At 66.1% G+C, this 13,924-nt stretch carries 11 protein-coding genes; 10 read left to right on the forward strand and 1 reads right to left on the reverse strand.

The annotated features are described in order from the left end of the window. The first annotated feature begins 65 nt into the window (after positions 1 to 65). From SJY20_RS05485 to SJY20_RS05530, 10 genes are all read left to right on the forward strand, one after another. The gene (locus SJY20_RS05485; protein ID WP_380785591.1) at positions 66 to 356 is read left to right on the forward strand and encodes a GIY-YIG nuclease family protein; all 291 of its coding nucleotides are present in this window, start codon (positions 66 to 68) and stop codon (positions 354 to 356) included. Between the two features lie 37 nt (positions 357 to 393). Then, the gene (sucD, locus tag SJY20_RS05490; RefSeq protein ID WP_380785592.1) at positions 394 to 1,278 is read left to right on the forward strand and encodes a succinate--CoA ligase subunit alpha; all 885 of its coding nucleotides are present in this window, start codon (positions 394 to 396) and stop codon (positions 1,276 to 1,278) included. A 115-nt stretch (positions 1,279 to 1,393) separates the two neighbouring features. Continuing rightward, positions 1,394 to 4,324: a 2-oxoglutarate dehydrogenase E1 component gene (locus SJY20_RS05495; protein WP_380788580.1), complete on the forward strand. Its 2,931-nt coding sequence runs from the start codon at positions 1,394 to 1,396 to the stop codon at positions 4,322 to 4,324. A 101-nt stretch (positions 4,325 to 4,425) separates the two neighbouring features. Continuing rightward, the gene (gene odhB / locus SJY20_RS05500) at positions 4,426 to 5,679 is read left to right on the forward strand and encodes a 2-oxoglutarate dehydrogenase complex dihydrolipoyllysine-residue succinyltransferase (RefSeq protein ID WP_380785593.1); all 1,254 of its coding nucleotides are present in this window, start codon (positions 4,426 to 4,428) and stop codon (positions 5,677 to 5,679) included. A gap of 94 nt (positions 5,680 to 5,773) precedes the next feature. Further along, entirely contained in the window at positions 5,774 to 6,061 is a 288-nt protein-coding gene (locus SJY20_RS05505; RefSeq protein WP_380785594.1) for a GIY-YIG nuclease family protein, read from the forward strand. A gap of 97 nt (positions 6,062 to 6,158) precedes the next feature. Further along, a complete protein-coding gene (gene lpdA, locus SJY20_RS05510) occupies positions 6,159 to 7,553 on the forward strand; it encodes a dihydrolipoyl dehydrogenase (protein ID WP_380785595.1) in 1,395 nt (464 codons plus the stop codon). 88 nt (positions 7,554 to 7,641) lie between these two features. Further along, on the forward strand, positions 7,642 to 8,847 hold the full coding sequence (locus tag SJY20_RS05515) for a trans-sulfuration enzyme family protein (RefSeq protein ID WP_380785597.1): 1,206 nt from the start codon (positions 7,642 to 7,644) through the stop codon (positions 8,845 to 8,847). Then, on the forward strand, positions 8,844 to 9,242 hold the full coding sequence (gene apaG, locus SJY20_RS05520) for a Co2+/Mg2+ efflux protein ApaG (protein WP_380785599.1): 399 nt from the start codon (positions 8,844 to 8,846) through the stop codon (positions 9,240 to 9,242). The genes SJY20_RS05515 and apaG overlap by 4 nt, the downstream gene beginning before the upstream one ends. 139 nt (positions 9,243 to 9,381) lie before the next feature. Further along, a complete protein-coding gene (locus tag SJY20_RS05525) occupies positions 9,382 to 10,164 on the forward strand; it encodes a LysR family transcriptional regulator (RefSeq protein WP_380785600.1) in 783 nt (260 codons plus the stop codon). Then, positions 10,161 to 10,712, forward strand: coding sequence for a GNAT family N-acetyltransferase (locus tag SJY20_RS05530; protein ID WP_380785601.1), 552 nt, complete (start codon positions 10,161 to 10,163; stop codon positions 10,710 to 10,712). Before SJY20_RS05525 ends, SJY20_RS05530 begins: the two co-directional genes overlap by 4 nt. Positions 10,713 to 11,152: 440 nt before the next feature. Here the strand turns inward: SJY20_RS05530 and acnA are convergent, their stop codons facing one another. Beyond that, complete coding sequence (gene acnA, locus SJY20_RS05535) at positions 11,153 to 13,837, reverse strand: aconitate hydratase AcnA (RefSeq protein ID WP_380785602.1); 2,685 nt, start codon at positions 13,835 to 13,837, stop codon at positions 11,153 to 11,155. Positions 13,838 to 13,924 lie beyond the last annotated feature (87 nt).

The following is a 13,924-nucleotide window of genomic DNA, read 5'->3' on the forward strand; positions in this document are numbered from 1 at the left end:
CGCGAAGGCGGGGACCCAGACTGGGCCCCCGCCTTCGCGGGGGAACAAGGAGGATCGCGGGCCGCGTGAACAAAGCCGGCTACGTCTACATGATGGCGAGCCGGCGGAACGGAACGATTTATCTCGGTGTCACCAGCGATCTCGCCGCACGATCCTATCAGCATCGCAACGGCCTGATCATCGGTTTCACGAAAACGCACCACTGCAAACTTCTGGTTTGGTATGAGGTGCACGACGATCTGGACAACGCGCGCCTGCGCGAGCTTCAGATGAAGAAGTGGAACCGGCAGTGGAAACTGTCCGAGATCGAACGAATGAACCCCGACTGGAACGACCTGTTCGAGTCACTATTTTAAACCTGTTCCCCCGCTTGCGGGGTACAAGGAGCACTAGATGAGCATCCTCGTCGACAAGAACACCAAGGTCATCACCCAGGGCATGACCGGCGAAACCGGCAGCTTCCACACCAAGATGGCGCTGGAATACGGCACGCAGATGGTCGGCGGCGTCACGCCCGGCAAGGGCGGCACGACCCACCTCGACCTCCCCGTCTACAACACCGTCGCCGAAGCCAAGGCGATGACCGGCGCGACCGCGTCCGTCATCTACGTGCCGCCCCCCTTCGCCGCCGATTCGATCCTCGAGGCGATCGACGCCGAGATCGAGCTGATCGTCGCGATCACTGAGGGCATTCCCGTGCTCGACATGGTCAAGGTCAAGCGCGCGCTGTCGGGCTCCAAGTCGCGCCTCATCGGCCCGAACTGCCCCGGCGTGCTGACGCCCGGCGAGTGCAAGATCGGCATCATGCCCGGCTCGATCTTCAAGAAGGGCTCGGTCGGCGTTGTCAGCCGTTCAGGCACGCTCACCTATGAGGCGGTCTTCCAGACGTCGAACGCAGGCCTTGGTCAAACGACCGCGGTCGGCATCGGTGGCGATCCGGTCAACGGCACGAACTTCATCGACGTGCTCGAGCTGTTCCTTGCCGACGACGAAACTCAGTCGATCATCATGATCGGCGAAATCGGCGGCGACGCCGAGGAGCAGGCGGCACAGTTCCTCCGCGACGAAGCCAAGCGCGGTCGGTCGAAGCCGATGGCAGGCTTCATCGCCGGTCGTACGGCGCCTCCAGGCCGTCGCATGGGCCACGCCGGCGCGATCGTGTCGGGCGGCAAGGGCGACGCGGAGAGCAAGATCGCGGCGATGGAAGCTGCCGGGATCAAGGTCTCGGAAAGCCCGAGCCTGCTCGGCGAGACGCTGCTGAGCGTGTTGAACAAGTGATGTGACGTCATCCCGGGCTTGTCCCGGGATCCAGGGCCGCAAGCGCGCCGCCCGTGACCCTGGATCCCGGGACGAGCCCGGGATGACGGAAGACTTAGCGGCTGGGACGAACGACATGGGCTACGAAGGCCAGGATTTCAGCGATATCGCCGCCGGCGTCAGCCCGGCCTTCGTCGAGACGTTGTACGTCAAGTACAATGCCGACCCCGCCTCGGTCGACAGCGGCTGGCGCAGCTTCTTCGAGGGTCTCGAGAGCGCGCAGAGCCCGAGCTGGGAGAGCGCACGCTGGCCGTTGACCACGACCGACGACCTGACCGCGGCCCTCGACCCGACCCAGATGGAGCCTGCACCGAAGCCCGCCAAGGGCGGCAAGCCTGCTCCGGCGGCGCCCGCGCCCGCGGTCAGCAAGGCCGACATCATCAAGGCAGCCGGCGATGCGATCCGCGCGCAGCTGCTGATCCGCACCTACCGTGTCCGCGGCCACCTCGCCGCCAATCTCGATCCGCTCGGCCTGTCCAAGCGCGAGATGCCCGAGGATCTGCGCACCGAATATCACGGCTTCACCGATGCCGACATCGATCGCCCGGTCTATCTGGGTGGCACGATGGGCATGGAGTGGGCGACTGTCCGCGAGCTTGTCGACACGTTGCGCAAGAATTATTGCGGCAATGTCGGCCTCGAATACATGCACATCTCCGACGTCGAGGAGCGCCGCTTCCTCCAGGAGCGCATGGAGGGCCAGGACAAGGCGATCGAATTCTCCGTCGACGGTAAGAAGGCGATCCTCAACAAGGTCATCGAAGCCGAGCAGTGGGAGAAATTCCTCGGCAAGAAGTATGTCGGGACCAAGCGCTTCGGGCTCGACGGCGGTGAATCGATGATCCCCGCGCTCGAATCCGTCATCAAATACGGCGGCCAGATGGGCGTGCGCGAGATCGTCATCGGCATGGCGCACCGTGGCCGCCTGAACGTGCTCGCAAACGTGATGGCCAAGCCGCTGCGCGTGATCTTCCACGAATTCGCCGGCGGTTCGGCCAACCCCGACGACATCGGCGGCTCGGGCGACGTGAAGTATCACCTCGGCACCAGCACCGACCGCGAGTTCGACGGCCACAAGGTTCACATGAGCTTGGTCGCCAACCCGTCGCATCTCGAAGCCGCCGACCCCGTCGTGCTCGGCAAGACCCGCGCGATCCAGACGCTCAACAACGACCTCAAGGACCACGTGGCTAGTTTGCCCGTCCTGATCCACGGCGACGCGGCGTTCGCGGGGCAGGGGATCGTCTGGGAGTGCCTCGGCTTCTCCGGCATCCGCGGCTACAACACCGGCGGCTGCGTCCACTTCATCATCAACAACCAGGTCGGCTTCACGACCTCGCCGCAGTTCGCGCGCTCGTCGCCCTACCCGTCGGACGTCGCCAAGGGCGTCCAGGCGCCGGTCTTCCACGTCAACGGCGACGATCCCGAGGCGGTCACCTTCGCGACCAAGATGGCGATGGAATTCCGCCAGAAGTTCCACCGCGACATCGTCATCGACATGTGGTGCTATCGCCGCTTCGGCCACAACGAGGGCGACGAGCCAAGCTTCACGCAGCCGCTGATGTACGACATCATCCGCAAGCACCCCGGCGTGTCCAAGGTCTACGGCGATCGACTGGTCGCGGAGCAGGTCGTCGATCAGGCGTGGATCGACGAGAGCGTCAAGGAACTCAACATTCGCCTCGAGAGCGAGTTCGCGGCCGGTGCCGCGTACAAGCCCAACAAGGCGGACTGGTTCGGCGGTCGCTGGACCGGGCTCAGCGCGCCCAAGGCCGATTCCGACGTGCGCCGCAACGTCGAGACCGGGCTCAGCACCAAGCTGTTCGACTCGCTCGGCCGCACGCTGACCACGGTTCCCGACAGCGTGCAGATCCACAAGACGCTGGCGCGCGTGATCGACGCCAAGCGCGAGATGTTCAAGTCGGGCAAGGGCTTCGATTGGGCGACCGGCGAAGCGCTCGCGTTCGGCGGCCTGCTCTCGGAAGGCTACGGCGTCCGTCTGTCCGGCCAGGATTCGGGTCGTGGCACCTTCTCGCAGCGCCATGCGGTCTGGGTCGACCAGACCGACGAGCACAAGTACGTGCCGCTGCAGGAAATCGAGCACGGCAATTTCGAAGTGCTCGACAGCCCGCTGTCGGAGTACGGCGTGCTCGGGTTCGAGTACGGCTACGCGCTCGCGGACCCGAAGACGCTCGTCCTCTGGGAGGCGCAGTTCGGCGATTTCGTCAACGGCGCGCAGATCATGATCGATCAGTTCATCACGTCGGGCGAATCGAAGTGGCTCCGCGCCAACGGCCTCGTGATGCTGCTCCCGCACGGCTATGAAGGGCAGGGGCCTGAGCATAGCTCGGCGCGTCCCGAGCGCTTCCTGCAATCGTGCGCCGACGACAACATCCAGGTCGCGAACTGCACCAGCCCAGCGAACTATTTCCACCTGCTCCGCCGGCAGATGCACCGCAACTTCCGCAAGCCGCTCATCGTGATGACGCCGAAGTCGTTGCTGCGTCACAAGCTGGCGGTATCGTCGGCCGAGGACTTTCAGGGCGACAGCCACTTCCGCCGCCTGTTGTCGGATACCAATCCGGCCGCCGACGTCGATACGAAGCGGCTCGTGCTGTGCACCGGCAAGGTCGCGTATGACCTGATCGAGGCGCGCGACGCGCACGGCGACACCGACACGCAGATCGTTCGCGTCGAACAGCTCTATCCCTTCCCCGGCGATGCGATCGCCGAGCGGGTCGCGCGGATGCCGAACCTGGAAGAGATCGTCTGGGCGCAGGAAGAGCCGAAGAACAACGGCTATTGGTTCTTCGTCGAGCCGCTGATCGAGGAGGCACTGGCGACGGTCGACTCCCCTGTGAAGCGCGCGCGCTATGCCGGCCGCAACGCCTCGGCGTCGCCGGCGACTGGCCTGATGAAGCGTCACCAGGCCGAACAGGGCGCGCTCGTCGCCGACGCGCTCGGCCACTCCGTCCGCGACGAAATCCGCCGCACCCGCGCGAACTGATCGAACCCGCTCCCTGTTTTCCTGCGAACGCAGGAACCCAGGGTCCGGCAGAGCAACCCTAGGCTCCTGCGTACGCAGGAGCACAAAAGGTAGAAGCAAAAATGGCAACCGAAGTCACCGTCCCTGTCCTGGGTGAATCGATCACCGAAGCCACCCTCGGCGAATGGCTGAAGCAGCCCGGCGAGGCCGTGGCGGTCGACGAGCCGATCGCCAGCCTCGAAACCGACAAGGTCTCGGTCGAAGTTCCGTCGCCGGTCGCCGGCGTCATGGGCCAGCACGCCGTCGCCGTGGGCGACACGGTGCAGGTCGGCGCGATGCTCGCGACGATCGATGCTGCCGGTGGCGCCGCGGCCCCCGCACCCGCTGCTGCGGCTTCGGCTGCTGCGCCATCGGGCGATGGCGGTGCCGGTTACGGCGACCAGCCGGGCACGTCGGCCAGCGACAGCCCCGCCGCGGGCGACTCGCCTGCCGCACTCTCGCCGTCGGTGCGCCGCGCGGTGCTCGAACACGGCGTCGATCCCTCGACGGTCAAGGGCACCGGCCGCGATGGTCGCATCACTAAGGAAGACGTCACCGCCGCCGCGAGCAGCAAGCCCGCCGCAGCGCCTGCGCCCGCCGCCACCGCCCCGGCGCCCGTCGCGGCTGCTGCCGGTGGTCGCAAGGAAGAGCGCGTGCGCATGACGCGCTTGCGCCAGACCATCGCCAAGCGCCTCAAGGAAGCGCAGAACACCGCAGCGATGCTGACGACGTTCAACGACGTCGACATGAGCGCGGTGATCGCGGCGCGCGCCAAGTACAAGGACCTGTTCGAGAAGAAGCACGGCGTCCGGCTCGGCTTCATGGGCTTCTTCGTGAAGGCCGCGACGATGGCGCTGAAGGACATCCCCAGCGTCAACGCGTCGATCGACGGCGACGACATCGTCTATCACGATTACGCCGACATCTCGGTCGCGGTGTCGTCGCCGGGCGGCCTCGTCGTTCCGGTGATCCGCGACGCGCAGGCGCTGACGGTCGCTGGCATCGAGAAGACGATCGGCGATTTCGGCAAGCGGGCCAAGGACGGCACGCTCAAGATGGACGAGATGAAGGGCGGCACCTTCACGATCTCGAACGGCGGCGTGTTCGGCTCGCTGATGTCGACCCCGATCATCAACCCGCCGCAGTCCGCCGTGCTTGGCCTCCACCGCATCGAGGAACGTCCGGTCGTGGTGAACGGCCAGATCGTCATCCGTCCGATGATGTACCTCGCGCTCAGCTACGACCACCGCCTGATCGACGGCCGTGAAGCGGTGACGTTCCTGGTGGCGCTGAAAAATGCTATTGAGGATCCGACCCGTATCCTGATCGACCTCTGACCCATCAGGCCCTTTTGTTCTCCTGCGAACGCAGGAGCCCAGGGTTCCGGATACCACCCTCCGTAACCCTGGATTCCTGCATACGCAGGAAAACGTGAGGCCCGGTTTCGTCTATCTAACGGCGAGCAGCCGCAACGGAACGCTCTACCTCGGCGTCACCAGCGACCTGCTCGCCCGAGCCTACCAACACCGCAATCGCCTGATCGACGGCTTCTCCAAGGAGCATGGCTGCATCCTCCTTGTGTGGTTCGAGGCGAGTGACGACATACAATCTGCACGGCAACGCGAATTGCAGATGAAGAAATGGAAGCGGGCCTGGAAGATCGATCTGATCGAACAGACCAACCCGCACTGGAAGGATTTGTACGAGACGCTCTTCTGACTGCTGTTTTCCTGCGAACGCAGGAACCCAGGGTCACGAACGTCGCCCTCGATAACCCTGGATTCCTGCGTTCGCAGGAAAACACGTGGAGCATAACATGGCTGACTACGACTATGACGTCCTCGTGATCGGTGCGGGCCCCGGCGGTTACGTCGCGGCGATCCGCGCCGCGCAGCTCGGCCTGCGCACCGCTTGTGCCGAATCGCGCGAGACGCTCGGCGGCACCTGTCTCAACGTCGGCTGCATTCCGTCCAAGGCGCTGCTCCACGCCTCCGAGATCTACGAGGAGGCGAAGGGCGGCCACATGACGAAGTTCGGTGTCGAGTTCACCGGCGTGACCCTGAACCTCGACCAGATGCACGCCGAGAAGGCCAAGGCCGTCAAGGAACTGACCGGCGGCGTCGAATTTCTATTCAAGAAGAACAAGGTGACCTGGCTCAAGGGCAAGGCCGCGTTCCAGGACGCGCATACCGTCGACGTGAACGGCCAGAAGGTCACCGCGAAGAACATCGTCATCGCCACCGGTTCGAGCGTCATGCCGCTCCCCGGTGTCGAAGTCGACCAGACGACCGTCGTCGACAGCACCGGCGCGCTCGAGATCCCCAAGGTCCCCGAGCACATGGTCGTGATCGGCGGCGGCGTGATCGGTCTCGAACTGGGCAGCGTCTGGCGTCGCCTCGGCGCGAAGGTCACAGTCGTCGAGTTCGTCGACCAGATCCTCCCCGGCTTCGACGGCGAAGTCCGCCGCGAGACCGCCAAGCTCTTCAAGAAGCAGGGCATGGAGCTCAAGCTCTCGACCAAGGTCACCGGCGTCACCGTCGCCGACGGCGTCGCGACCGTCACCGTCGAGCCCGCCGCGGGTGGCGCGTCCGAGACGCTGACCGCCGACGCGGTGCTCGTCTCGATCGGCCGGAAAGCGAACGTCGACGGCCTCAACCTCGAAGCCATCGGCCTCGAGCTCAACAAGCGTGGCCAGATCGAAACCGATCACAGCTTCCGCACGAAGGTCGACGGCGTCTGGGCGATCGGCGACTGCATCCCCGGGCTGATGCTCGCGCACAAGGCCGAGGACGAGGGCGTCGCGGTCGCGGAAAACATCGCCGGCCAGACCGGCATCGTCAACGAGGACGTCATCCCGAGCGTCGTCTACACGATGCCCGAGATCGCCGGCGTCGGCCTCACGGAAGAAGCCGCGAAGGAAAAGACCGAGATCAAGGTCGGCAAGTTCCCGTTCGCCGCCAACAGCCGTGCCAAGACCAACCGCGACACCGACGGCTTCGTGAAGATCATCGCCGACGCAAAGACCGATCGCGTCCTTGGCGTCTGGATCGTGTCGTCGCTGGCGGGAACGCTGATCGCCGAAGCCGCTATCGCGATGGAATTCGGCGCCACCAGCGAGGACATCGCCTACACGTGTCACGCGCATCCCACGCATGCCGAGGCGATCAAGGAAGCTGCGATGGCGGTGCAGGGCAAGCCGATCCACATCTGACCAACCAAGCCGCCCCGGATTCCGTCCGGGGCGGCATAGTCGGGGGTCCGCCCTTGTCATCGCGGGCCGCCCCCTGCAAAGCGAGCCCATGAAGCGCAAGACCGGCCAGGATCGTTCGATCACCCAGACATGGCGTCCCCAGACGCAAGCCGTGCGCGGCGGTACCGCGCGCAGCGAATATGGCGAGACGTCCGAGGCGTTGTTCCTCACCTCGGGCTATTGCTACGACAAGGCAGGCGACGCCGCGGCGCGGTTCGCCGGCGAGCAGGACGGGATGACCTATTCCCGGCTGCAGAACCCGACCGTGCAGATGCTCGAGGAACGCATCGCGCTGCTCGAAGGCGCCGAGGCATGCCGGACGATGGCGACCGGCATGGCCGCCATGACCGCGGTGCTGCTGTGCCAGTTGCAGACCGGCGATCACCTGGTCGGCGGCCGTGCGGCGTTCGGGTCGTGCCGCTGGCTGACCGACACGCTGCTCCCCAAATTCGGCATCCAGACGACGATCGTCGACGCCCGCGACCCACAGGCGTTCCTCGACGCGGTGAAGCCGAATACGAAGGTGTTCTTCTTCGAGACGCCCGCCAACCCGACGATGGACGTCGTCGACTTGAAGGCGGTGTGCGACATCGCCCGTGAACGCGGCATCACCACCGTCGTCGACAATGCGTTCGCGACGCCTGCGCTGCAGCGGCCGATGGAGTTCGGCGCCGACGTCACCGCCTATAGCGCGACCAAGATGATGGACGGCCAGGGCCGCGTGCTCGCGGGCGCGGTGTGCGGGTCTGAGGATTTCATCACCAACACGCTGCTGCCGTTCACGCGCAACACCGGGCCGACGCTGTCGCCATTCAACGCCTGGGTGGTGCTGAAGGGGCTCGAGACGCTCGACCTGCGAATCCATCGCCAGTCTGAGAACGCGCTGAAGGTCGGTGCCTTCCTGGAGGGTCGCGTACCGCGCGTGCTGCATCCCGGGCTGGCCAGCCATCCGCAGCACAATCTGGCGATGAGCCAGATGGACGCGTGCGGGCCGATCTTCGCGTTCGAGGTCGAGGGTCGCGAGCAGGCGCACGGGCTGCTCGATGCGCTGGAACTGGTCGATATCTCGAACAACATCGGCGACTCGCGGTCGCTGATGACGCATCCGGCGTCGACCACGCATTCGGGCGTCGCCGAGGACAAGCGCATCGAGATGGGCGTGACCGAGGGGCTGCTGCGCCTCAACGTCGGGCTGGAGGACGTCGCCGACGTAATCGACGATCTCGACCGCGCATTGGCGAAGGTCGGGCTATGAAGGCGCTGTTCCCCAACGCGACCACCACGCGCGGGGTGACGGTGCGCGTCTCGGTCAGCTACCTGCCCGAACAGTCGGAACCGCAGCGCGGGCGCTGGTTCTGGGCGTATCATATCCGCCTCGAGAATGACGGCCCAGGCGCGGTGCAACTGCTGACCCGGCATTGGGAGATCACCGACGGGCGCGGCGCCAAGCACACCGTCGAGGGCGAGGGCGTAGTCGGCGAACAGCCGCTGATCGAGCCCGGCGCGAGCTTCGACTATGTCTCGGGCTGCCCGCTGGCGACGCCGACGGGTGGCATGCGGGGATCGTACCGGATGGTCGACGATACCGGCGCGGTGTTCGATGTCGAGATCCCCGATTTCAGCCTGTTCGCACCGGCGGTGACGTCGTGAGAGGGTTCGGCCAGCTGGCGTCTACCCTCGTCCGTCACCCCAGCGCAGGCTGGGGTCTTCCCGTCGGCGACCGCAGCATCAGCCCCACAGAGACCCCAGCCTGCGCTGGGGTGACGGATCGGGATTGGGGAGCGGAGCAGTGAAGCGGACGCATCTTCCGCTCAACGGCCTGCGCGTCCTCGACGCCGCGGCGCGGCATCTGTCGTTCACGCGCGCGGCCGACGAACTGGCGGTGACCCCGGCCGCGGTCGGCCAGCAGATCCGCGCGCTGGAGGATACGCTCGGCGTCGTGCTGTTCCGTCGTACGACGCGCGGGCTTGAGCTGACGCCAGAGGCCGAAGCAGGCCTGGGGCCGCTTCGCGACGGCTTCCTGCAGTTCGAGGAAGCCGTCCGTGCGATGCAGGCGGGGCAGTCGTCCAAGTCGCTGACCATCGCCGCGCCGCGCGACCTGACCGAGAAATGGCTGATGCCGCGTCTCGCCGAGATCGCTGCGGCGGATGGCGAGCTGCGGTTCGTGCTGATCACCGCGGACGAGAATGTCGACTTCACCGAAGCGAACCTGGATCTCGCGATCCGTTGGGGCGACGGGCCGGGCGAGCATGAAGGCGAGGCGCTGGAGTCCGAAGGACTGGTCACGATCGCGGCTGGCGGCAGCGCGTCGGAAGCCGTCATCGCCTGGTCGGGCGACGGCGTCGGGGCGCTGGTCCGAGTCGCCGATGCCGGGCTCGCGATCGATGCGGCCGCGGCCGGGCTGGGACGCACCACGGTGCCCGAGATGCTGGCCCGGCGCGCGATCGCGAGCGGCAGCGTCGTCGTGATCGGCGAGGCGCAGCCGTCGCGGGGCGGTTATTGGCTGGTCGCGCCGTTGCCGCAGTGGCGACAGAAGAAGGTGCGCGCGCTGGTCGACGCGCTGACGGCGTGACCGACCATCCCGTTCTGGCGACGCCGCGACTGGTGTTGCGCCCGCTGGTCGAGGACGATGCGGCCGCGTTGCATCCGATGCTCGCCGATGCGGAGCTGATGACCTATTCGGCGGACGGGCCGCTCGGCACGGTGGACGACGTCCGGACCTATCTCGCCGAAGAGGCGGAGCCCGGCAATCAGCGCACCTGGGCGATCACGCGTACCGGCGACGACCGCGCGATCGGCTGGGTCTCGGGGAGCGAAGCCGATGGCGACAGCCGCGGCGGCGTGACCGAGATCGGGTTCATCCTGGCGCGCGAGGCGTGGGGGAACGGCATCGCCAGCGAGGCGGTGACGGCGGTGATCGACCGACTGTTTGCGGAGGGCCGCAAGCGCGTGTTCGCGGACGCGGATACCGAGAACACGGCGTCGATCCTGCTGTTGGAACGGCTGGGGTTCCGCCGCGAGCGACTGCTGCGCGACGAATGGGAAACGCATCTCGGGATGCGCGACAGCCTGATCTATGGCCTGCGCCGGCATGACTGGAACGGGGCAGGGCGAGCCTAGGCGCGTTCGTCGCCCCGACTTGGTCGAAGCCTATCCCCGTCGACCCTGTAAGAGCCGCAATCAATCTTGCGGCATCACGCCCCTTCTCGTTCTCCCGCGAAGGCGGGAGCCCAGTCTGGGTCTCCGCCTTCGCGGGGAAACACGTCTTACGTGCAGGGAATAGCTGTCGATATGGCCCGAGAGGCCGGACCGTAGAGGGGCGTTCCATACCAACCCAACCGTCATCCCGGGCTTGACCCGGGACCCAGGGTAACAAGAGCTGGCGTTCGCGACCCTGGGTCCTGACTTCCGTCAGGATGACGGGAGTGGCAGTTTCAGCAACCCGACACATCCCTGCAACATATCGGGTGCAGAGCGACCTCGCCGTCGCTCCCCCCTTTTGGCGGCGGTATCCTCCCTGAACTACGGGGCGACCTCACCGGTCGCCCCGCTTTTTCGCGTCAGGCGGCCAGGTTGCGCAGCACGTACTGCAGGATGCCGCCGTTGAGGAAATACTCCAGCTCGTTGACGGTATCGATCCGGCACTTGGTCTCGAACGTCTCGCTCGACCCATCGGCGCGGGTCAGCTTGACCGTCACGTCCTGGCGCGGGCGGATCGCCGCGACGTCGAGGATCGTGAAGGTCTCGGACCCGTCGAGCTTGAGCGTCTGGCGATCGATCCCTTCCGCGAACTGCAGCGGCAGCACGCCCATGCCGACCAGGTTCGAGCGGTGGATGCGCTCGAAGCTCTCGGTGATGACCGCACGGACGCCGAGCAGGTTGGTGCCCTTTGCCGCCCAGTCGCGCGACGAGCCGGTGCCGTATTCCTTGCCGGCGACGATCACCAGCGGCGTGCCGTCGGCCTTGAAGCGCATCGCGGCGTCGTAGATCGCCATCGTCTCGCCGTTGTACTTCGACATCCCGCCCTCGACGCCGGGGACCATCTCGTTCTTGATGCGGATGTTGGCGAAGGTGCCGCGCATCATCACGTCATGGTTGCCGCGACGTGCGCCATAGCTGTTGAAGTCGCCCTTGCTGACCTGATGCTCCAGCAGGAAGCGACCAGCGGGGCTGTCGGCCTTGATCGAGCCCGCCGGGCTGATGTGGTCGGTGGTGATCGAATCGCCGAGGATCGCGAGCGGCTTGGCGTCGATGATGTCCTGCACGGGGGCAGGGGTCATCGACAGGCCCTCGAAATAGGGCGGGTTGGCGACATAGGTCGACCCGGCGCGCCATGCATAGGTGTCCGAGCCCGTGACCTCGATCTCGCGCCACTTGGCGTCGCCCGCATAGACGTCGCCGTAGCGCGCGCCGAACATGCCGGCGTCGATGTTGGCGTCCATCGTGCTGCGGACTTCGGCGTTGGTCGGCCAGATGTCGCGCAAATAGACGTCCTGGCCGTCGGAGCCCTGGCCCAGCGGCGTCTCGATCATGTCGGTCGTGACGGTGCCCTTGATCGCATAGGCGACGACCAGCGGCGGGCTGGCGAGGAAGTTCGCACGGACGTCGGCCGAGACGCGGCCTTCGAAGTTGCGGTTACCCGACAGCACCGATGCGGCGACGACGTCGTTCTCGTTGATCGCCGACGAGATCGCCGGTGCCAGCGGTCCCGAATTGCCGATGCAGGTGGTGCAGCCATAGCCGACCAGGTTGAAGCCGAGATAGTTGAGGTCCTCGGTCAGGCCAGCCTTGTCGAGATAGTCGGTGACGACCTGCGAACCCGGCGCCAGCGAGGTCTTGACCCAGGGCTTCGACGTCAGGCCAAGCGCGCGGGCTTTCCGCGCGACGAGCCCGGCGGCGACCAGCACCGAGGGGTTCGAGGTGTTGGTGCAGCTGGTGATCGCGGCGATCACGACGTCGCCGTCGCCGATGTCGTGGTCACGTCCCTCGACCGCCACGCGCGTCGGCTGCTCCTTGTGATAGATCTTGCGCAGGTCGCCGTTGAACACCTCGTCGACCTTGTTCAGGCTGACGCGGTCCTGCGGGCGCTTCGGCCCGGCAAGGCTGGCGACGACGGTGCCCATGTCGAGTTCGAGCGTGTCGGTGAACAGCGGGTCCTGCGCATCGGCGTCGCGCCAGAAGCCGTTGGCCTTTGCGTACGCCTCGACCAAGTCGATATTCGCTTCGGTCCGCGCGGTGAGGCGCAGATAGTCGAGCGTCTTGTCGTCGATCGGGAAGAAGCCGCAGGTCGCGCCGTATTCGGGTGCCATGTTGGCGATCGTCGCGCGGTCGGCGAGCGTCATGGTGTCGAGACCGGGGCCGTAAAACTCGACGAAGCGGCCGACCACGCCCTTGGCGCGCAGCATCTGCGTCACGGTCAGCACCAGGTCGGTCGCGGTGATGCCTTCGTTGACCGCGCCGGTCAGCTTGAAGCCGACGACTTCGGGGATCAGCATCGAGACCGGCTGGCCGAGCATCGCGGCCTCGGCCTCGATCCCGCCGACGCCCCAGCCGAGCACGCCCAGGCCGTTGATCATCGTCGTGTGGCTGTCGGTGCCGACCAGCGTGTCGGGATACGCGATCATCGTGCCGTCGCCGTGCTCGCCCGACGATGCCGACGACCATACGGCCTGGCCGATATATTCCAGGTTCACCTGGTGGCAGATGCCGGTGCCTGGGGGCACGACCTGGAAGTTGTCGAGCGCCTTGCTGCCCCATTTCAGGAACTCGTAGCGCTCGATGTTGCGCTGATATTCGAGATCGACGTTATCCTCGAACGCCTTGGGCGTACCGAATTCGTCGACCATCACCGAGTGATCGATGACGAGGTGGACGGGGACCTGCGGGTTGATCTTCTCGGGGTTGCCGCCCAGCTTGGTCATCGCATCGCGCATCGCGGCGAGATCGACGACGCAAGGCACGCCGGTGAAGTCCTGCATCAGCACGCGCGCGGGGCGATACTGGATCTCGCGGTTCGAACGGCAGTCCTTCTGCCAGTCGACGATCGCCTGGATGTCGTCGCGCGTCACGGTGACGCCGTCCTCGAAGCGCAGCAGGTTCTCGAGCAGCACCTTCATCGAGAAGGGCAGGCGACTGATGTCGCCGAGCTGCTCGGATGCCTTGGCAAGGCTGTAATAATCATAGGTCTTGCCGCCGGTCGAGAGACTGGTGCGGGTCTTTAGGGTGTCCTGGCCGATGGCAGTCATAGGGGTCCTTCCCATGGGCGCCGGTCGCAGGTGCGCCGAGGGGGAAGCGACCGCAAGGCCGCGCGGGGCGCGCCGGGGAACCGAGCA

This window comes from Sphingomonas sp. R86521, from assembly GCF_042466235.1.
In the GTDB taxonomy this organism is placed as follows: Bacteria; Pseudomonadota; Alphaproteobacteria; order Sphingomonadales; family Sphingomonadaceae; genus Sphingomonas.

Excerpts from the sequence above, each read along its gene's own strand:
- SJY20_RS05515 (WP_380785597.1), top strand. The coding sequence starts at position 7,642 with ATGAAGCGCAAGACCGGCCAGGATCGTTCGATCACCCAGACATGGCGT.
- odhB (WP_380785593.1), top strand. The coding sequence starts at position 4,426 with ATGGCAACCGAAGTCACCGTCCCTGTCCTGGGTGAATCGATCACCGAA.
- acnA (WP_380785602.1), bottom strand. The coding sequence starts at position 13,837 with ATGACTGCCATCGGCCAGGACACCCTAAAGACCCGCACCAGTCTCTCG.
- sucD (WP_380785592.1), top strand. The coding sequence starts at position 394 with ATGAGCATCCTCGTCGACAAGAACACCAAGGTCATCACCCAGGGCATG.
- lpdA (WP_380785595.1), top strand. The coding sequence starts at position 6,159 with ATGGCTGACTACGACTATGACGTCCTCGTGATCGGTGCGGGCCCCGGC.
- apaG (WP_380785599.1), top strand. The coding sequence starts at position 8,844 with ATGAAGGCGCTGTTCCCCAACGCGACCACCACGCGCGGGGTGACGGTG.
- SJY20_RS05495 (WP_380788580.1), top strand. The coding sequence starts at position 1,394 with ATGGGCTACGAAGGCCAGGATTTCAGCGATATCGCCGCCGGCGTCAGC.